Origin of the sequence: Photobacterium lipolyticum (assembly GCF_003026475.1) — a bacterium.
Lineage (GTDB): Bacteria > Pseudomonadota > Gammaproteobacteria > Enterobacterales > Vibrionaceae > Photobacterium > Photobacterium lipolyticum.
Map to the genome: position 1 here is coordinate 105732 of NZ_PYMC01000006.1, position 16981 is coordinate 122712.

Here is a 16981-nt window from a genome sequence, read left to right on the forward strand (position 1 = left end):
GATCCCTATGACGACATCAGACAAGCAAAAACAGCCTGAATCCGATCAAAAGCCGGAGTCAGAATTAAAGCCTGATCCGGTATTAAAGCAAGGCGCAGAAAACCAGCCACCGAGTAAACGAAAGTGGCTGAAATTGGGCTGCATTGGTGCCGTTATGTTCACTTCAATCAGTATGGTATGGATGGGGTTTTCACTTAACCAGACTGTGACGGATAAGTTTGAAGGGCAGTTGTGGCAACTGCCATCCATCGTGTATGCCCGCGAACTGACTCTTCAGCCCGGTACGCCAATTCGCTATGAAGATTTGGTGAATGAGCTGGAAGTGTTGAAGTACCAGAAGGTTAACACGCCGCGTCGAAGTGGCGAATATTCAACCGGACGACTGAAAGTTGAGTTTATCCGCCGTCCGTTTGAGTTTAAAGAAGGTAGCGAAGACCAGCGTCATGTGGTTGTGGAGTTTGATTACTCGGCGGTGAAACGTATTTATGAGGCAAAGACGCAGCGAGAATTAGGCTTTTTGCGTATTGAACCGAAAATGTTAGGCATGTTGGAAGCCCGAGCTGAAGAGCAACGTATTTACTTGCCGAAAGATGAAATGCCGGAGCCTTTGATTGATGCATTGATCGCAACGGAAGATCGGAATTTTTATCAGCACGATGGTGTCTCCCCGGTTGCCATTGGCCGTGCATTTTTGGCGAACTTGAAAGCAGGCCGCACGGTTCAGGGGGGAAGTACCCTGACTCAGCAGCTGGCAAAGAACTTGTTTTTGAGCAGCGAGCGCAGTTTATGGCGTAAATTTCGTGAAGCATATATGGCGTTGATCATTGATTATCGCTATGACAAAGATCAGATCCTCGATGCCTATCTTAACCAGGTGTATCTGGCACAAAGTGGTGCCGATGCGGTCCATGGTTTTGCATTAGGGGCGCGATTCTATTTCGGGCGTCCGCTATCTGAGCTGCGAATTGATCAGCAAGCCTTGTTGGTAGGGTTAGTAAAAGGGCCGTCGTATTATAATCCGTGGCGTTATCCTGAACGTGCAAAACAGCGACGTGATTTAGTGCTGAAAATGATGCTTGATAATGGTCAGTTAGAGCAAGACGAGTATGATACCGCCATTAAACGCTCCCTCGGCGTGCAAGAGAAAGGACGGTTGGCAAATCGACAGCCCGCCTATTTTGAACAGCTTAAGTATGAACTTGAAGAAAATGTCGGCGATAACTACCAGCCAGGAAAAGGGCTGCGATTATTCACGTCGTTAGATCCGCTCTCGCAAGAAAAAGCAGAGCAAGCGGTACGAAATGCTATTCCTAAGCTTGAAAAACAGGCTGGAAAAGAGCTGGAAACGGCAATGGTGATTGCAGATAGACGATCTGGTGAAATTCGAGCCATGGTTGGAGGGAGCCGTCCCGGTTATGCCGGTTTCAACCGGGCAATTGATGCCAAACGACCCATTGGATCTATTGTTAAACCCGCGATTTATCTTGCCGCTCTTGAACAGCCTGAGCGTTTTTCACTGGCGACCACGCTCCAAGATCGTCCGCTGACCCTGAAGGGGGCGAAAGGAGAGAACTGGTCACCGCGCAATTATGACCGGCAATATCATGGTGAGGTGCCGTTGTTTATGGCACTGGCGAAATCGTACAATATACCGACGGTCAATTTAGGCATGGCGGTTGGTATAGACAATGTTATCGACACGATGGAAAAGCTAGGTATCGATCGTAAAGAAGTACCTAAATTGCCATCGATGTTACTGGGTGCGTTTACCTTAACGCCGCTGGAAGTGACTCAGATGTACCAGACCATTGCCAGTGGCGGTCATAAAGCTAATCTGACCGCATTAACTGCAGTTACCGATAGTGAAGGTAATGTGCTTTATCAAAACTGGCCGAAATCATCACCTGCTGTATCAGAACAAGCTGCCTGGCTGACCATGTACAGTATGCAAAAAGTGGTGAGTCTGGGTACCGGACGTTACCTGAATACCCAGTTCGCATCGTCGCGTTTGGCCGGAAAGACGGGTACGTCTGATGATGGTCGTGATAGTTGGTATGTCGGTGTGGATGGTCGTGAGGTCGTCACTGTCTGGATGGGCCGGGACGATAATAAAAGTGTCAATTTAACAGGATCTTCTGGCGCATTGCGTTTATATGCCGATTATATTCAGCGCCGTGATCCTGAAGCGCTAGTTCTGCGCCGGCCCGCAAAGGTCACTGATTTTTCCTATCGCCAGTCTCAGAGCGGCAGCTTTTCTCAAAGCTGCCTCGGTCAAACTAAACTGCCCGCCTGGGATCCAAACGGTCGCTTAAAACCCAGCTGCGTGAATAATGTTGAACGTTTCTTCCAGCAGTTATTAGACTGGTAATTTTTAGTTCAAATTAGTTAGGGCCTGTTTCACATAAATTATGAATCGTTGAAGCTCCAAATACGTCATCCCGGAATCGAGGAACGAGATATCCGGGATCCAGTTCTTACCGTCTGTGCCTTAGATTCCGTATAAGTTCGTTCCTCACTTTACGGAATGACGATGTTTGCTGACTGAACTCATCAAAACTTCTGTGATGAAGTACTAATAAAGAGGTTTTATGAAAAAAGGCCAACTTACGTTAGAATAGCCAGCTTTTCATGATCCTAAACTGACGTAGACGAACTTAGCCATGCGATTATTAAAATCTTCAGTGCATCCTGATATCGAAAATCTGGATGCTAGTATTTTCCACCGTAAGGCTGCCCGTGGCATTATCTTGAATGGTGAAGATATTTTGATGCTATACACCGCGCGTTACCATGACTATACCCTGCCCGGTGGTGGGATAGATGATGGTGAAGATGCTGTAGCGGGTCTGATCCGTGAGCTTGAGGAAGAAACGGGTGCGCAAAATATCCGAGATATTAAAGAATTTGGTTTATATGAAGAATATCGCCCTTGGCATAAGCCTGAGCACGATATCGTTCATATGGAGTCTTACTGTTTTGTGTGTACGATTGATGCTGAGTTAGGTGAAACGCGGCTTGAAGATTACGAAATCAAAAACGGCATGAAGCCTGTCTGGATGAATATCTATGATGCGATTGCACATAATGAAGACACCATGGCGAACAGTGAGAAGAAAGGCATGTCGATTGAACGCGAAACATTCTTGCTTAAATTGATTGCAGAAGAACTTCTGCCGCCGTTTGCGTTAAAACAAGCGAGCTAGTATTCTTTCACGTAAGTTATGAATCGTTGAAGCTCCAAAACATGTCATCCCGGAATAGAGGAACGAGATATCCGGGATCCAGTTCTAATTGTGTGCGCCTTAGATTCCGTATAAGTTCGTTCCTTACTTTACGGAATGACGAACCGTGGTGACGATGCGCATCAAAACTTCTGTGATGAAGTACTTGCTGTTAATAAAGACTATACTTGATAAGAACCTGCGAAAGCAGGTTTTTTTATCGCTGTCGTTTGTGTTTTTTACCTATATTGATCAAATCAGAAAGCCAAAAATAGGAACATTCTTGATGAGAGTACATCATGTATTGATCACTACCTGTGCATTGTTAGCTGGGCTACCCGCGATGGTATTTGCTGATTGGACGTTGGATAATACACTGTCGAATGTCAATTTCTTATCTGTGAAAAATGCGGCGGTGACAGAAATTCATCAATTCAGAAACTTAAGCGGATCGGTATCTGACAGTGGTAATGTGACCGTTTCGATTGATCTTACCAGTGTCGATACACTGATCCCTGTTCGTGATGAACGCATGAATAATATGCTATTTGAAACAGAGCTATTTCCAGTAGCCACGCTTATGGCGCAAGTCGATAACGCGGCGTTAGTGGCTCTCAAACCGGGTCAAACGATGTCTCTGGAAGCTGAGGTTGATCTGGACCTTCATGGCAAGAAGCAGCTTTTAGTTGCACATTTGCAAGTGATTGGATTAGAGAATGGTGGGCTTCTTGTTAACACCACTAAGCCTGTGGTGATCGACAGCAAAAACTTTGAGTTAGATAAAGGGGTGAAAGCACTGCAGACTATTGCGAAGCTAAACTCTATCGCGACGAGTGTCCCGGTTAATGTCCGGCTCATGTTTGTGAAGAACACAAAGAACGAGTAACAACACCGTTTTGAACGGGCTTAACGTATTGCAATCGGTGTTAAGATCTAAGATCCTGTAGTCAGTTAGGTCGTAAAGGTTGCTTAAGCGATGTTTGAAAAAGAACATTTGGTAAAGCTCGCGAATGTCAAAATGCCGTTTGGTAAATACAGTGGTCGGGTAATAATTGATTTGCCAGAAGAGTACTTGCTGTGGTTTCGAAAGCAGGGTTTTCCAGAGGGTGAGCTGGGGACGCTGATGGCATTGGCTTTAGAGTTCAAAATTGAAGGCTTAGAGTCAGTAATACGCCCGTTAAAACGTGATTAGAGCTGCTGCCAGAGCGTGTTAGATAAAAAGAGCCTAGTATCAAATTGAAAAAGGGTAAAGCGTTGGCTTTACCCTTTTTGCTAACTCGAGCCAGCTAATCCCGATTGGAATTATTTGCCCATGTAAGCGTAGCCCGTAGTAAACGCAGCTTCCTGGAACTGGCGCAGACCAGTACTGCGGAAGTCGATCGCCAATGGATTACGCTTCAGTTTTTGTTTGATTTCAGCGCTGCTGATGAAGTCAACATCTAAGCCATCGATAAGCTGGATAGCCGCTTCCATTTTGAAACCGGTTGCACTGCCTGCAAATTTACCACGGGTTTCACGAGTGCGGATCACGACACGTTCAACCTTGTAATCATCCAATAGTTTTTTGAATGCGAATTGGAAATCTCTCATTTGTTCATTATCGAGAGAATCTTGCATGATGAACTTCTGAGTACGGCACTGAGGAATATCAAACAGACCATTTTGTAGAGACAGAAGGCAAATGATTGCCTCGTTGCTTCTTAGCTCAACTGCACAAACTTTCATGTAAACACCTAATCATTTTATTAACCAGTTATTGTAGGCTAAAACACCGTCCCTTGTTAGACTTTCATGCGATTTTTAAACAAAAATTTTCAATTATCGAATCTAAGCATGTGCTTGTTTTTTTGCTCGCATTGGCGAGTCGATGCAAAATAGATTTCTAGTACCTTGACTCATTAATTATGATTGATTGAACAGATTAGTTTTTATCTATGAAGCCAAACTGTCGTCATCCTCGAAATCGCTTAATGCTGATCTTTTCATTATCGATTGGGTTTATAGCAGCGATTATCGGGGATCCACAGTCCACTGAACCTTCCGTGCATGATGGATCCCTGATAACCGCCACGTAAGTTTTGAGAAAGCTTACTAGTTCAGTGTTCGGCGGTTTCTGAGATGACGGACTTCGTAAGTACTCGTTGAACGACGGTCATTGGCTGGCTTAAGTAGTGGCCTTGTAACAGAGGTCAAGAATAAATAGGGCCAGTCATTTCTAGCTGGGTCAGGTATAATCGCATATCGAATTCAAGTTGATGATAATTAGGCTCCATGTGGCAGCAGAGCTGATAAAAAGCTTTGTTATGTTCCTTTTCTTTTAAATGTGCGAGTTCATGAACTGCAATCATACGCAAAAAGGGAAGAGGAGCATTTTTGAAGACGCTAGCAATACGGATCTCATGCTTTGCTTTCAACTTCCCGCCTTGAATACGGGAGACAAAAGTATGCAGGCCCAAGGCGTGATGAATGACATTGATTTTATTATCGTAATTCACTTTATTGATCGGGGCTGATTTCTTTAAGTATTGGTTTTTTATATCAATAACAAAATCATATAACGCCTTTTCCGTTTTGACATTGTGTGTGTCGGGATATTTCTTCAGCAAGAACGACGCCAGCTTCTGATCATCGATCAGTTTTTGTACCTGCTCGGTTAAATGTATAGGATAGCCTTGGAGGTATTTAAATTCTGGCATTGTGAAAATCTCTAAACTAACAAAGAAAAGCGCGAACTGATTCTATAAGCCTTACACTGGTGTGGCAATATAATCATACTATTTCATTTCGTGCCATTTCTAGCGTTTTTACCAATGACATCATCGCCGCTATCGATAATAGGCATTCTAACAATGGAAATGCCATATATATCAAATCTACGATCTTCTGATATTCTACTGGACTATGTTAAAAGGAGTCAGGAATGTATCTGAAATTGCCGCCGCCACTAGTATTGCTGATAACATTGGCTGGGATGTATTTTCTTGCGATATATTGGCCTTTATGGTCTTTTTCGTTTGCAGGTCAGCAGGTTATTGTACTTTTACTGTGCTTGATTGGGGCCATATTAGGTTTGGCTAGTATCGTATCGTTCGCTAAAGCTCGCACTACAGTCGATCCTCACAGGCCCCAAAAAGCGACGCGTTTGGTGACAACCGGGATTTATCATTTTTCACGAAATCCGATGTATCTATGTTTAGCTGTACTACTTGTTGCTGCTTTTATCTATTTTGGCGCTATTTCTAGTCTGGTGATGATTCCATTATTTGTCTTTTATATGAATAACTTTCAGATAGAACCGGAAGAAGAAGTGCTATCTGAGCTCTTCGGCGATGAATATCAACAATATTGTACTCAGGTGAGGCGCTGGTGTTAGGTATGATGGTGTAGAAAAATTCGGAATAAGTGGCCAGATTTACCTGACCACTTTATAGCTCTTTGAGCTGATATTAACTCGCCATGGCTTCAGGTCGCAGGTAATGCTGCCATGCATCTTGATAGAGATTTAGTGATTTTGTACGTAACTGGGCAATCTGAGCCAGCTCGAATTCTGATAACGTACGGTCGTTTTTCAGGCCTATGCGTTCGATAGTCTGAATTTGTTCATAGATCTCATGTTCAGCACCATTTTTAATGGTAGAAATAGCATCTAAATGAAGCTGAATTTCGGCCACCATCTGGCTCTTGGGAAGGCGCACCAGCATTTTTAAATCCCGATAACCAGAAGCAGTCGGTGATTTAAAACGGTTTTTAACTGCGACGACAGAGACTTCGTTATTTAATAATTCAAATGCCTGTACAAGGCCCGGAATGTCTGTAGCCACTAATGAACAACGCGCCAGATCGGTAATTTTGTGCGCTTCACCTTTCAGCTCAGTATCGATTTTCTGTTTTGCGCGGTGTTCTGATTTAACACCAGGAATAATGGGTTGAGTGTTCGTGACTAAGGCAACCTCACTCATTAATGTTTCGAGCTCTAGCTGGGCAAGTGTTGCAGCCTGATATAACTGTGTAAAATCACGATAAGGTTGAGCTATGTCGGCTTCTTTCCAGCTATCAATACTGTATAAACCGCTTAAGCTACGTTGAAATGATTTTTTACTTTCTTGTGTCTGTTGAGAAAAAAGTACGTATTCAGATTCTAAATGGCTTGTTTGTGGGGCAGCGACAGAGCTACGGCTAAAAACAAAAAGAAGCACAAAACAAGTACGAACAACTGCTTTCATATCCATTAAACAACTCCTGTGATGCCTGCATGTAGCAAGTTGGCATCAGCAACATACGGGTATAAACGGTGGCGTTAAAGGTGTCGTATGCGCTTCGTTGTTTTCTATCTGGAGCTTGTTTATGTGTGTAGCTTAACTGTGAACATAACCATAGCAGCCTAACCTGAACCCAAGATGAATTTTCCCATGTTTTTAAGAAATGTTAGGGCTGGATCCCGGATATCTCGTTCCTCGATTCCGGGATGACATGTCTAGGTGCTTCAACTATTCATAATTTATTTGAAAGAGTACTAGCTAACGGCTCTCACTGGTTGGAGATATTGCTGCCAGACTGACTGGTATAAGTTAATAGATATATTACGTAACGAATTCACCTGAGAGACTTCCAGCTCATTCAATTCTCTGTTTTCAGAAGACGCTGTGCGTTCAATAGTTTGGAGTCTCTCATAGATTTCATGTTCAGCCCCATTTTTTATATCTGAAATAGCTTGCAAGTGAAGCTGGATTTCAGCTACGTGCTGAGTCTGAGGAAGGCGTACCAGCATTTTTAAGTCGCGATAACCGGATGTGGCTGGCAGCTTGAAGCGGTTTCTTACTTCGACAATAGTCACTTTTTTACTGAGCAATTCAAACGCCTGAACTAGACTGCCTATATCACTGGCGATCAATGAGCCTCGTGCTAAATCAGTAAGTCGATTCACCTCACCATTTAATTCTGTCGATATTTTGTATTTGGCCCTGGTTGGTGATTTTATACCCGGAAGTTGGCTCTGTGTATCGGTAGAGAGTGAGACTTGCTGTATTAACTGCTCAAGCTCCGCCTGTGCCTGCTGTCCTTGTTGGTATAGCGAATCAAAGTCATCATAGGGTTGAGTGATGTGACTTTGTCTCCAGCTCGGGATGGAGTAAAGGCCACTGAGAGAGCGTTGAAAAGATTTTTTTGAACCTTGGCTTGAAGAGCGAAGTTCGTAATCAGAGTCGGTGTCTGCGGGTAAACTGGCAGTAGCAACAGGGCTACGACTTAATACACACAAAAGAACGAAACAGGTGCGAAGTGCTGATTTAACAATCATTTAAGCTCCATTTTCAACCATTCTTAGCGATACATACTAAAGAAACCGTATCGAGTCGGACAAGCAATATGTCCGTACAATTAAGATATCTGTCCATCAGGGTTACTTTCAATGGTTGAACACACAAAATTGGGTACTAGATTATTAAGGTTGTGACTAGCTTCCCAATCTGACATTCTCTGGCTCTCTTTGGGTGAGCATTGTGTAACAAATGGTAATCTCAATTGTCTGGGGTTTCATCAGAGTGGTAGACTGCTGCCGCGAATTAATTTAAGTGTGAGTAAGATTTTGCAACAAGATCTATTGATTGTATTAATGGTGATCTGGCTGGGGATTTCTGCTGGTAGTGTGATGCTTTTTCAGCGCGGCTCAGATGTTCAACGTAAACGTAAGTTATGGCCGGGCTATACGATATTCAGCAATACGGTTATTGCAGGATTTATCATCTATATGCAACCACCGCTACTTATGATGATTGGCTTGGTTACGTTGCTGCTGCCTTTGACTTGGTTGACGATACGTTCGACTAAATTTTGTGATTCGTGTGGAAAAGCGAGCCGTTCACCGTTCTTTATGAAACCACCAACAGAATGTAGTCATTGTAAAAAAACGTTGTAAAAACGATAGGAAGGGGTTGTAGACCCCTTATTGATTTTGCTCGACGGTTAACGACGCTTTTTTTCCAAAAGAGCATCTCCCGCAAAACGGATACCCAGCCATCCGTATTTCATGAAGTTACGGATGTTCAGGTGATCATCGTTGCTGGGGTTTTCCAGTACATCTATTCGATAAAATTTGCCAAAGCAAGCGAGGGTTTCTGCTTCAGATAGTTCATGGCGCTTAGCAAAAGCAAAAATACGGCATGATCCTTCATTCGTTCCAGCTGGATTGGCGAGTGTCTCATTGCCTAACCCATTGCTAAATGCGGTGGGTTGGTAGTCATAATGTTCGTTAATGGTGTCGATAACAGTATCAAAGCCAACTGATTCTGGTGTGTTCTTTAGAGTACTGAATAGCGCATCCATGGCATTACGCCCCCCGTTTCTATTGTCTATTTTAACGATTAAAAGAAAATAATAGTGCATAGCGAGTAAATAAGCATCACATTGCACTAAAGAAATAAAAAGGGCCAGATTTAGCCCTTTTATCGTAATTAAACGTTTGGTCGCGAGTATAGCCAGACATTCGAATCACAAGGATTATCTGTGTAGACTCTTCTCTGCTAACGAGGCGGTTAACCGGTATTATTTCCCTTTTTTCGCTTGCTGCTTCAGTTCATAGTCAAGTTCATCAGGGTATACGACTAAGCCGTCTTCATCCTGGTTTGGAAAGATCACTATGGCAAGTTCATCGTCTTCAAGACCATGGGTCCAACGACTATGCCATTTATTGAGGGAAACCGCTTCAGCTTTGCACGAATCCCATTCGCCAGTTGCCCATGCCTCTGCGAACTCTTTGTTGGGCCAAACTGGCACACAATCTTCGTCATCAGTGTTCAGCATGACACAGCCGTGCTCATCAATCAGGATCCATATTTGGCGATTGGCGACGACTTCTTTAACCAAGTACTTGAAACGTTTTTCGGCATCATAGCGTTGAATAGTTTCAACCATCGTTGGTTCTAAAGGGGTGGACATGATTTGTGTTCCTGTTACAGCTTTTGCTTAAGAGCCATAGGATAGAACAAAACGAGGCTTGAGTCTTTTACTGTGTGACATAAAGTAAAGCCCCAATGCATATTTGCTTTGGGGCTTTTTGTTGTCATTGGCCGTTTATATCATTGTTTTGTTTTGCCGTATTTTTAAGTGTTACTTCGGCTCTAAAAGCATTAGGGCTTGAGTGTATATGGCACCCTTACTGTCAACTGGAAATCTGGTGCATCAGCAGTCAGACCGGCAGATGCACCGATATTAATCGTAGTGTCTCTGTCGAGCGCATAGTTTGCACCAAAAGAGAGAGAATCTAACTGTAATACTTTGCCATTTTGTGATGATCCGTTATATTTTGATTTGAGGATCGTTTTATGGTTGAGGCCAATACTGAATGAAAATTTTGGGTTAACCGCAAAACCCATGCCGGCACCAAACGAGATGGTATCACCAAGGTCTATAGTATCGACACGAATGTTTTCCGTATTACCATCTTCATCTTCAACATCAAGGTCGACGCTGACATCGTCCTTGATATTCCAGATATAGCCCAGGTTCATGTAAATCACAGCAGGATCGATAGGCATGATCATAGTGATCCCAGGTTCAATGCTGGGAAAACCGGATCCGGTTGGCAGATCTTCGAAGTCGCCAACGTCGTTTACCGGAACATCATATGGCGAATCACCCGTGGTGCTTTTGAAACGTAAGCTACCCACCCAGTAGGGTGAAGATGTCATATTGAACTGGTATTTGAACGCTGCTTCAATATCACCAAGGCCACTACCATCAACATCAAATATCTCTTCACTACTGCTGCCAGAGTTTATCCGCCGTTTTGCGGTTGAATCTGAACGATATACCCAGGGGATACGAGCTTCAACTTCAAAGCGGTTGGTAATACCGTAACGGCCAGTAAGTCCAAAGGTCAGTGTGGTCCGATCAATGTCACTGGCTTCAATTAAGCCCACAATGAGCGAAGGCAGAACTGTATAGCCAACAACTGAAACATTATTAGAGGAGTTCTGGGTGTAAGAGAAAGAGGTATCAAGCACAAATGATCCTCTCGGTGTAAGTACGCCAGGCTGCTCGAAAATATCAGCAACAGTTTGTACTCGCTTCGTTTTTTCAGTTGCCGGGGGCTCAGCCGCCACGGCAATACCTGAGCAAACAGTAAGAAGCGCAATCAGACTTTTATATTTTAAAATACTCACGATTTCCTCACTTTTTGCATTTTGCAAAGATGTGCCCCGTAATCGGTCCAGACAGTATGCAACAGATACCCGACCAATAAAAAAAGAGTAGCCTAATAAAAGTCAGGTTGTTAACTATTTGTCTCAAATAATGATCTTATTTCTGAGGACTCATGAAACGATCTCATTATTAATAAATTTATTATTTCCTGAGATTTTATTGTCTTTATTAGAACTGAATCAATATGAATAAATGGAATTAAAAGTGAGTGTTTAGATTGAAATAAAAAGTTGATTTATTAAAAATAATACAATCGGTTTCTTGGTGAAAACTACTATTAAATTATCTCGCGGATAACTGCGAGTGATTATAAAAAAAGCAGCACAGCATAATAGAAGTACAACCTAATTGGAGTTAAATCATGCGTAAAACAAATATTGCACTATTCGTAGCAGTTGTTGTCAGTTCGCCAATCGCATTTGCTAGTGGTGGTGATTGGGGTGGTGGCTCTGAAACCGAAACTAACCAAAATGTAGACAATACCAATATTGTCATCGATGACGTTGCTAACCATAAGTTGGATTACTCGGCCACTGACAGCTTTAATAAAGATCTTGAAATCACCGGTAGCTTCAAGAGTGATGATGACAAACTCATCATGACTGATATGAATAATACCGACATTGATAAAGAGATAGAAGATAGCTACAACTCATTAAGTGCTACTGACAACAGTAAGCATACTTATAGCGAGACCTTTACATTTACAATGGAGAAAAATGAATTTGTTGCAGAATCTGATCTTGAGGGTGAAGTGACTCACAGTGAAGTGACCTATGGTGCTGGTAGTGGTGGAAAATATGGTGGCCATAGCTATGGTAAAAATTATGGTCATGGGCAAGCTGCGGGAAGTGAATTGAAAGTTACTCAGTCAAACGATATGTCAAACGCCTTTGCGAGTGCCTCTGGTATCAACATTGCAGGTCAGAATGCTGGTAATAATGCTTTGGTTCAGCAAAGTGTAAGTACCAATGCGATTCTTTCTGGTCAGTAACATAAAAGCTGAGAGTTGCGGTTAGCAACTCTCAGGAGGATGTTATGAAATATTTAACACTGATAGTTGCTGTTATCTTATCATGCGGTGCAGTAGCAGATGAGTTGGATATGCTAGCAAGTTCTGAAGCGCTGAATGATGATTTAATGAGTCAGTCTCGAGCTGGGCAATACGAGCTGAATCTTGACATTATGGAAGCGAATTCAGACATGGACGGTGAGGTTTCAAATAACCGCGCATACAATAATACCACCGGTGATAATATTATCAGCGAAGGATCATTCAGTGGTTCTTCAGGGGTGTTTAGTGTAGTACAAAACACAGGTAATAATGTGTTAATACAAAATGCAACGGTTGTTAACCTGACATTGAAGTAGGCTGTTAGTTTATCCAATGCTGGCATATGAGATGTATGCTGGCCAAATAACTCTGAATAAGTATCTATTATCAATTAGAGTTTACGATTTCAGCAGGGACTAACAAATTACTTCGTAGATATACGGTTATTAATGTAATAGGTATGGTTTTTGATAATATGAGTGATAGCCGTGGCTCATTATAAAAAACAAAAACGTTATAAATCATAGCAGTAAAATATGTAAGTAAATTATAAAAATTGTACACAATATATTTGGAGTAATGTCATGCGTAAAACAAATATCACACTTTTAGTAGCCGCAATAATGGTTTCTCCTTTAGCTTTAGCCAATTATAATGGAGGAGGTTGGTCAAGCGGTGACACTGAAAATAACACAAATGTAGATAATTTAGATGTTTCCGCTACTAACATGTTCAATACAAAGGTATATGTTGACAAGGAAGACAGTTTTAATCACGATGCAACAATCGATGATAGCTTCAAAAGTTCCGATGATTTTATGCTGATGAAAGATATTGGTAATACAGATAAAGACGTAGAAATAGAAGATAGTTTTAATACAGCTGTTTTAGAAGATAACAGTGTTTGGAATAAGTCGAAAACTTACAGTACCGACATCGATATTGATAAATACCTTGCTGAATCAGAGCTCGAGGGTGAAGTAACTGACAGTGAAGTGACTTATGGTGGGGCATGTTGTGATAGCAAGTATGGCGATAGCGGTAGTGTGCATGTTTATCAGACCAACACTATGAATGGTGCCTTCGGTGGGGCGTCAGGCATCAATGTAGCCGGTCAGAACGTGGGTAATAACTCACTTGTTCAGCAGACTGCAAGTACTAATGCAGCGCTTGTTGGCAAATAGGAAACGAGAAGAAGGGCTGTTATGGCCCTTCGTCTTAATTTTATCAGACTTGTAATGTACGAGTTATGAGTCTGAATAAGTTAGGCGAAACGAATTGAAATTCAATTGATTGGGCTGTGACGCATCAATTTCAGGTAGTATAAACCTGTAGCTAATGTCATCACACTGCAAGGTAAATTGACTGTGATTATATGATTATGAAAATTCCAGTATTAATTATTGCAGGCCTGTGTGCCAGCTTTTCTGTATCTGCACTTGATTACTTCCCGAATCGAGGTAGCTATAATGTTGAAGTGAAAAGCTATCAGGAGAAGTTATTTGGTGATGTACAAAGGCAGCAATATGACTTTAGTTGTGGATCGGCCGCTGTGGCATCGTTAATAACATATCACTATGGTATTGAAACATCAGAAGACACTGTTTTTGAATATATGTTTACCAATGGCGATAAGCAAAAAATTGAAAAGCAAGGTTTTTCTTTGTTAGATATGAAAAAATATTTAGATTCAGTAGGCTTAGAAGCAAACGGTTATAAAATCCCTCTGAATAAGTTTAAGAAATTAGGCATCCCTGGCATTACAATTGTTAACTTTGATGGTTACATGCACTTTGTTGTTATTAAAGGTCTAAATAGCAAGCAGGTTATATTAGGCGATCCATCAAGAGGTACTGTTGTGATGGATATTGAACAATTTGAACCGAACTATAAAGGCATGGTTCTGCTGGTAAAAAATAAAATTAAAACAGGAAAAGACAGTTTTATCACAGCAGAAAATTATAGCATTTATACTCCGTCGCCTGTATCAGAGGCGATTGCCAGAGATTCACTTGCGACGTTCAGCATAACGCTACCCGGTTCAAACGATTATTAGAGGCATGTATGAATAAATTATCTAAATTATTTATCGCTTCGACGCTAGGAGGGGCGGCCTTAATGGCCAATGCCACTATCAGTCTTCAGAGTCTTGATAATCTTGATTTTGGATTGGTTACAATGAGCGAAGCTGAAATGTCATCGGTACGCGGTGGGTTTCAGTCAATCGGAGATACAATAATAAATATTGGTTTATCAATATCAACGGCATTGAATGGTGAAAAAATATTTAGTTCCCATATTGCTGATCTTACGATATTTAATGGTGTCTTAATGCCTAGGGCCAGTTCTGGAGGAGGTGCTAGTGATACTGATTGCCGTGTCTGTGTCGTGCAATATGGCGACAATAACTTTATAGAAGGGCCAAGCTTGTTGGATGGTAGTATTGCCAATATTGTTCAGAATACGGTCGATGGAGTAACGATTCAAGTAGATACAGTATTAGACATTGAGGCTGATGTAGATGGGTTCATTCATCAGCAAATTCAGACAAATCGGATGGAGAGTGCGATACTAAACATAGGATATTAAAATTGGTTCATATTAACTTTTCATTCTTATTAAAGGTATAGTGTGCTTACTATGCCTTTTTTGTTGTATTTTTTTATCATTCACTTTATACATTAATAATATTTATTAAACTTTATGGAACTTTTATATTTAATTAAGTAGTTGATTGAAAAGGGTGGTTATTGTCCTGTTGGCTTTTGATTGATATAAAAATAGACGTTTCAAGATAATTCTTAGATCTGAGACACAACAAGACTGTCTTTTATTGCCTATATTTTTAATACATAAAGAAGAAGTAAATAATATGTACATTGAAAAGTGAAGGTGACTTCGATGGTGGCTCAATGTCAAACAAAAACAAATAGTGGTCGACTTATTGCAATTGGTTGTAATTACGAACCTTGGATTGCGCTTCTTGAACAATCTGGTTGGAAAACCCATTGCTGTTACGATCTTCGTACGGCTGACTCAATCTTAGAAGAGTACAGTCCTTGTATCTGTATTGTTGATTTAAGCAATAATGATTTTAGCTTAAATAGCATTTCTTTAAGGGCAAATAAGACTAAGCAAGTAAAATGGATTGCTATTATTAAAAAAGAGCAGTTGCAAACGGATGCAATCTGCCAGTTTATTAATAATTTCTGTGTTGACTATTTCACGGTTCCGATTCCAAGTAGCCAGCTATTAGACACGATTGGTCATCAACTTGGTATGCTTGAAATTGAATCTAGCTCATGGGTTGAGATCACTTCTAAACATGATATGGGATTGTTTGGTGAGTCAAAATCGATTAAGCAATTGCGTGACATGGTACGCCGTGTGGCAGCAACGGAAGTGAATGTCTTTCTAACTGGTGAGAATGGTACAGGTAAGGAGTTGATTGCTAAGTCTGTTCATAATCTATCTAAGCGGAAAAATGTACCATTTATTTCGGTTAACTGTGGCTCTTTAGCACATGATGATAAGAAAATGGCATTTTTAAGAGCGTCATCTCCGTCTCAAGAAGATGAAAAATCAACCTTTAATGGCACGATCTTACTCGATAATGTTGAAGAGTTGTCGAAAGAGTTACAAGATGAGTTGTTGGCCTATTTGCAAACATCTTCAGGGGACTCTTTGAATGACGATTCCTGTTGTGATGTTCGTATTGTTGCTTCTTCGAGTTCAGATCTTGAAAGTGCAGTTGCAAATGGTGAATTCAGTAAAGAGCTTTATTATCGGTTGAATGTGTTCCATATTAAAGTACCGACATTAAGAGAGCGCGGCTCTGATATTTTCCTGTTAGCTGAAAAGTTCCTGGCTAAGTTTGCTAATGAATACAGTACAATGGCATCCAGTTTTTCGGATGATTCTAAGCAGTTACTGTTGCGCTACAGTTGGCCGGGTAATGTACGTGAATTGATTAACCAGGTTAAGCGTGCAGCGCTGTTAGCAGAAGGGAATGAAGTCAGGGCTGAACATTTTGATTTGCCAAGTAAGGCAAACCTTAAGCAAAGTTTACGTAATATTAAAGATGAAGCTGAAAAAGATGTGTTAATGGCAGTACTTGAAACCCATCGTGGTCAGGTTGCATCGGCAGCGAAAGATCTGGGTGTGTCGCGAGCAACCATGTATCGTCTATTGAACAAACATAATATCGTGCCAGATGTCAGGCACTACAATAACAGTTATATGCAAGAATAACGACAAAAGATGAGACTGATTATCATTTAGCATGATGGATTTTCATTTTTCTACCATAAAAAAGCCCGTTAATCGGGCTTTTTTGTGATCGTAAAATAAGCGATATCGCTTAGGATCTATTTAAGATAATAACTTCATCTTCAAATATCGTGCTGTCTAGAGAGACGAAAATCGCATCAGGTTGCTCAACCATGAGCTCATCTTCAGTCGGCGCAACAAACGTATATTGGTTTAAAGCGTCCATCAGTAGTCCTTT

20 protein-coding genes are annotated in these 16981 nt (G+C 41.4%); 12 read left to right on the forward strand and 8 right to left on the reverse strand.

Annotated features, from left to right (window positions below):
- Window positions 1-7 precede the first annotated feature (7 nt).
- From mrcB to C9I89_RS10270, 4 genes are all read left to right on the forward strand, one after another.
- Window positions 8-2368, forward strand: coding sequence for a penicillin-binding protein 1B (gene mrcB, locus C9I89_RS10255; RefSeq protein WP_107283259.1), 2361 nt, complete (start codon window positions 8-10; stop codon window positions 2366-2368).
- A 292-nt stretch (window positions 2369-2660) separates the two neighbouring features.
- Complete coding sequence (locus C9I89_RS10260) at window positions 2661-3203, forward strand: NUDIX hydrolase (protein ID WP_107283260.1); 543 nt, start codon at window positions 2661-2663, stop codon at window positions 3201-3203.
- 304 nt (window positions 3204-3507) lie between these two features.
- The gene (locus C9I89_RS10265; protein WP_107283372.1) at window positions 3508-4107 is read left to right on the forward strand and encodes a YceI family protein; all 600 of its coding nucleotides are present in this window, start codon (window positions 3508-3510) and stop codon (window positions 4105-4107) included.
- A 90-nt stretch (window positions 4108-4197) separates the two neighbouring features.
- Window positions 4198-4413: a DUF3820 family protein gene (locus tag C9I89_RS10270; RefSeq protein WP_107283261.1), complete on the forward strand. Its 216-nt coding sequence runs from the start codon at window positions 4198-4200 to the stop codon at window positions 4411-4413.
- A gap of 110 nt (window positions 4414-4523) precedes the next feature.
- On the opposite strand, the gene C9I89_RS10275 is transcribed toward C9I89_RS10270, so the two are convergent.
- Both C9I89_RS10275 and C9I89_RS10280 read right to left on the reverse strand, forming a co-directional pair.
- A complete protein-coding gene (locus C9I89_RS10275) occupies window positions 4524-4946 on the reverse strand; it encodes a DUF3010 family protein (protein ID WP_107283262.1) in 423 nt (140 codons plus the stop codon).
- A 464-nt stretch (window positions 4947-5410) separates the two neighbouring features.
- Window positions 5411-5917 carry a M48 family metallopeptidase gene (locus C9I89_RS10280; protein WP_107283263.1) on the reverse strand — a complete coding sequence of 169 codons (507 nt, stop codon included), beginning with the start codon at window positions 5915-5917 and terminating at the stop codon, window positions 5411-5413.
- Window positions 5918-6141: 224 nt separating this feature from the next.
- On the opposite strand from C9I89_RS10280, the gene C9I89_RS10285 reads away from it, so the two are divergent.
- Entirely contained in the window at window positions 6142-6594 is a 453-nt protein-coding gene (locus tag C9I89_RS10285) for a methyltransferase family protein (RefSeq protein WP_107283264.1), read from the forward strand.
- A gap of 73 nt (window positions 6595-6667) precedes the next feature.
- On the opposite strand, the gene C9I89_RS10290 is transcribed toward C9I89_RS10285, so the two are convergent.
- Window positions 6668-7444, reverse strand: coding sequence for a nucleotidyltransferase family protein (locus C9I89_RS10290; RefSeq protein ID WP_170107684.1), 777 nt, complete (start codon window positions 7442-7444; stop codon window positions 6668-6670).
- Window positions 7445-7734: 290 nt separating this feature from the next.
- Window positions 7735-8517, reverse strand: coding sequence for a phosphoribosylglycinamide formyltransferase (locus C9I89_RS10295; RefSeq protein ID WP_107283266.1), 783 nt, complete (start codon window positions 8515-8517; stop codon window positions 7735-7737).
- A gap of 276 nt (window positions 8518-8793) precedes the next feature.
- Between C9I89_RS10295 and C9I89_RS10300 the strand changes: the two genes are divergently transcribed.
- Window positions 8794-9135 carry a hypothetical protein gene (locus C9I89_RS10300; RefSeq protein ID WP_245905468.1) on the forward strand — a complete coding sequence of 114 codons (342 nt, stop codon included), beginning with the start codon at window positions 8794-8796 and terminating at the stop codon, window positions 9133-9135.
- 47 nt (window positions 9136-9182) lie between these two features.
- On the opposite strand, the gene C9I89_RS10305 is transcribed toward C9I89_RS10300, so the two are convergent.
- From C9I89_RS10305 to C9I89_RS10315, 3 genes are all read right to left on the reverse strand, one after another.
- Window positions 9183-9542 (reverse strand): HopJ type III effector protein, encoded by a 360-nt coding sequence (locus C9I89_RS10305; RefSeq protein WP_107283268.1) that lies wholly within the window; start codon window positions 9540-9542, stop codon window positions 9183-9185.
- 219 nt (window positions 9543-9761) lie between these two features.
- Window positions 9762-10154 carry a DUF2750 domain-containing protein gene (locus tag C9I89_RS10310; protein ID WP_107283269.1) on the reverse strand — a complete coding sequence of 131 codons (393 nt, stop codon included), beginning with the start codon at window positions 10152-10154 and terminating at the stop codon, window positions 9762-9764.
- A 191-nt stretch (window positions 10155-10345) separates the two neighbouring features.
- The gene (locus C9I89_RS10315; RefSeq protein ID WP_107283373.1) at window positions 10346-11380 is read right to left on the reverse strand and encodes a transporter; all 1035 of its coding nucleotides are present in this window, start codon (window positions 11378-11380) and stop codon (window positions 10346-10348) included.
- A 401-nt stretch (window positions 11381-11781) separates the two neighbouring features.
- Here C9I89_RS10315 and C9I89_RS10320 point away from each other — a divergent pair, with 401 nt between their 5' ends.
- From C9I89_RS10320 to C9I89_RS10345, 6 genes are all read left to right on the forward strand, one after another.
- Entirely contained in the window at window positions 11782-12414 is a 633-nt protein-coding gene (locus tag C9I89_RS10320) for a hypothetical protein (RefSeq protein ID WP_107283270.1), read from the forward strand.
- Window positions 12415-12458: 44 nt separating this feature from the next.
- Window positions 12459-12791 (forward strand): carbon storage regulator, encoded by a 333-nt coding sequence (locus C9I89_RS10325; RefSeq protein WP_107283271.1) that lies wholly within the window; start codon window positions 12459-12461, stop codon window positions 12789-12791.
- Between the two features lie 267 nt (window positions 12792-13058).
- Window positions 13059-13658, forward strand: coding sequence for a hypothetical protein (locus C9I89_RS10330; protein WP_107283272.1), 600 nt, complete (start codon window positions 13059-13061; stop codon window positions 13656-13658).
- 197 nt (window positions 13659-13855) lie between these two features.
- Window positions 13856-14530: a C39 family peptidase gene (locus C9I89_RS10335; protein WP_107283374.1), complete on the forward strand. Its 675-nt coding sequence runs from the start codon at window positions 13856-13858 to the stop codon at window positions 14528-14530.
- Between the two features lie 8 nt (window positions 14531-14538).
- The gene (locus C9I89_RS10340) at window positions 14539-15063 is read left to right on the forward strand and encodes a hypothetical protein (RefSeq protein WP_107283273.1); all 525 of its coding nucleotides are present in this window, start codon (window positions 14539-14541) and stop codon (window positions 15061-15063) included.
- A gap of 312 nt (window positions 15064-15375) precedes the next feature.
- Entirely contained in the window at window positions 15376-16725 is a 1350-nt protein-coding gene (locus C9I89_RS10345; RefSeq protein ID WP_107283274.1) for a sigma-54-dependent transcriptional regulator, read from the forward strand.
- 109 nt (window positions 16726-16834) lie between these two features.
- Here the strand turns inward: C9I89_RS10345 and C9I89_RS22965 are convergent, their stop codons facing one another.
- Window positions 16835-16969 carry a hypothetical protein gene (locus C9I89_RS22965; RefSeq protein ID WP_281258259.1) on the reverse strand — a complete coding sequence of 45 codons (135 nt, stop codon included), beginning with the start codon at window positions 16967-16969 and terminating at the stop codon, window positions 16835-16837.
- Window positions 16970-16981: the final 12 nt, after the last annotated feature.

What these genes read in the sequence shown, in the direction of transcription:
- mrcB (WP_107283259.1), top strand. Translation starts at nt 8, where the DNA reads ATGACGACATCAGACAAGCAAAAACAGCCTGAATCCGATCAAAAGCCG.
- C9I89_RS10260 (WP_107283260.1), top strand. Translation starts at nt 2,661, where the DNA reads ATGCGATTATTAAAATCTTCAGTGCATCCTGATATCGAAAATCTGGAT.
- C9I89_RS10265 (WP_107283372.1), top strand. Translation starts at nt 3,508, where the DNA reads ATGAGAGTACATCATGTATTGATCACTACCTGTGCATTGTTAGCTGGG.
- C9I89_RS10270 (WP_107283261.1), top strand. Translation starts at nt 4,198, where the DNA reads ATGTTTGAAAAAGAACATTTGGTAAAGCTCGCGAATGTCAAAATGCCG.
- C9I89_RS10275 (WP_107283262.1), bottom strand. Translation starts at nt 4,946, where the DNA reads ATGAAAGTTTGTGCAGTTGAGCTAAGAAGCAACGAGGCAATCATTTGC.
- C9I89_RS10280 (WP_107283263.1), bottom strand. Translation starts at nt 5,917, where the DNA reads ATGCCAGAATTTAAATACCTCCAAGGCTATCCTATACATTTAACCGAG.
- C9I89_RS10285 (WP_107283264.1), top strand. Translation starts at nt 6,142, where the DNA reads ATGTATCTGAAATTGCCGCCGCCACTAGTATTGCTGATAACATTGGCT.
- C9I89_RS10290 (WP_170107684.1), bottom strand. Translation starts at nt 7,444, where the DNA reads ATGAAAGCAGTTGTTCGTACTTGTTTTGTGCTTCTTTTTGTTTTTAGC.
- C9I89_RS10295 (WP_107283266.1), bottom strand. Translation starts at nt 8,517, where the DNA reads ATGATTGTTAAATCAGCACTTCGCACCTGTTTCGTTCTTTTGTGTGTA.
- C9I89_RS10305 (WP_107283268.1), bottom strand. Translation starts at nt 9,542, where the DNA reads ATGGATGCGCTATTCAGTACTCTAAAGAACACACCAGAATCAGTTGGC.
- C9I89_RS10310 (WP_107283269.1), bottom strand. Translation starts at nt 10,154, where the DNA reads ATGTCCACCCCTTTAGAACCAACGATGGTTGAAACTATTCAACGCTAT.
- C9I89_RS10320 (WP_107283270.1), top strand. Translation starts at nt 11,782, where the DNA reads ATGCGTAAAACAAATATTGCACTATTCGTAGCAGTTGTTGTCAGTTCG.
- C9I89_RS10325 (WP_107283271.1), top strand. Translation starts at nt 12,459, where the DNA reads ATGAAATATTTAACACTGATAGTTGCTGTTATCTTATCATGCGGTGCA.
- C9I89_RS10330 (WP_107283272.1), top strand. Translation starts at nt 13,059, where the DNA reads ATGCGTAAAACAAATATCACACTTTTAGTAGCCGCAATAATGGTTTCT.
- C9I89_RS10335 (WP_107283374.1), top strand. Translation starts at nt 13,856, where the DNA reads ATGAAAATTCCAGTATTAATTATTGCAGGCCTGTGTGCCAGCTTTTCT.
- C9I89_RS10340 (WP_107283273.1), top strand. Translation starts at nt 14,539, where the DNA reads ATGAATAAATTATCTAAATTATTTATCGCTTCGACGCTAGGAGGGGCG.
- C9I89_RS10345 (WP_107283274.1), top strand. Translation starts at nt 15,376, where the DNA reads ATGGTGGCTCAATGTCAAACAAAAACAAATAGTGGTCGACTTATTGCA.
- C9I89_RS22965 (WP_281258259.1), bottom strand. Translation starts at nt 16,969, where the DNA reads ATGGACGCTTTAAACCAATATACGTTTGTTGCGCCGACTGAAGATGAG.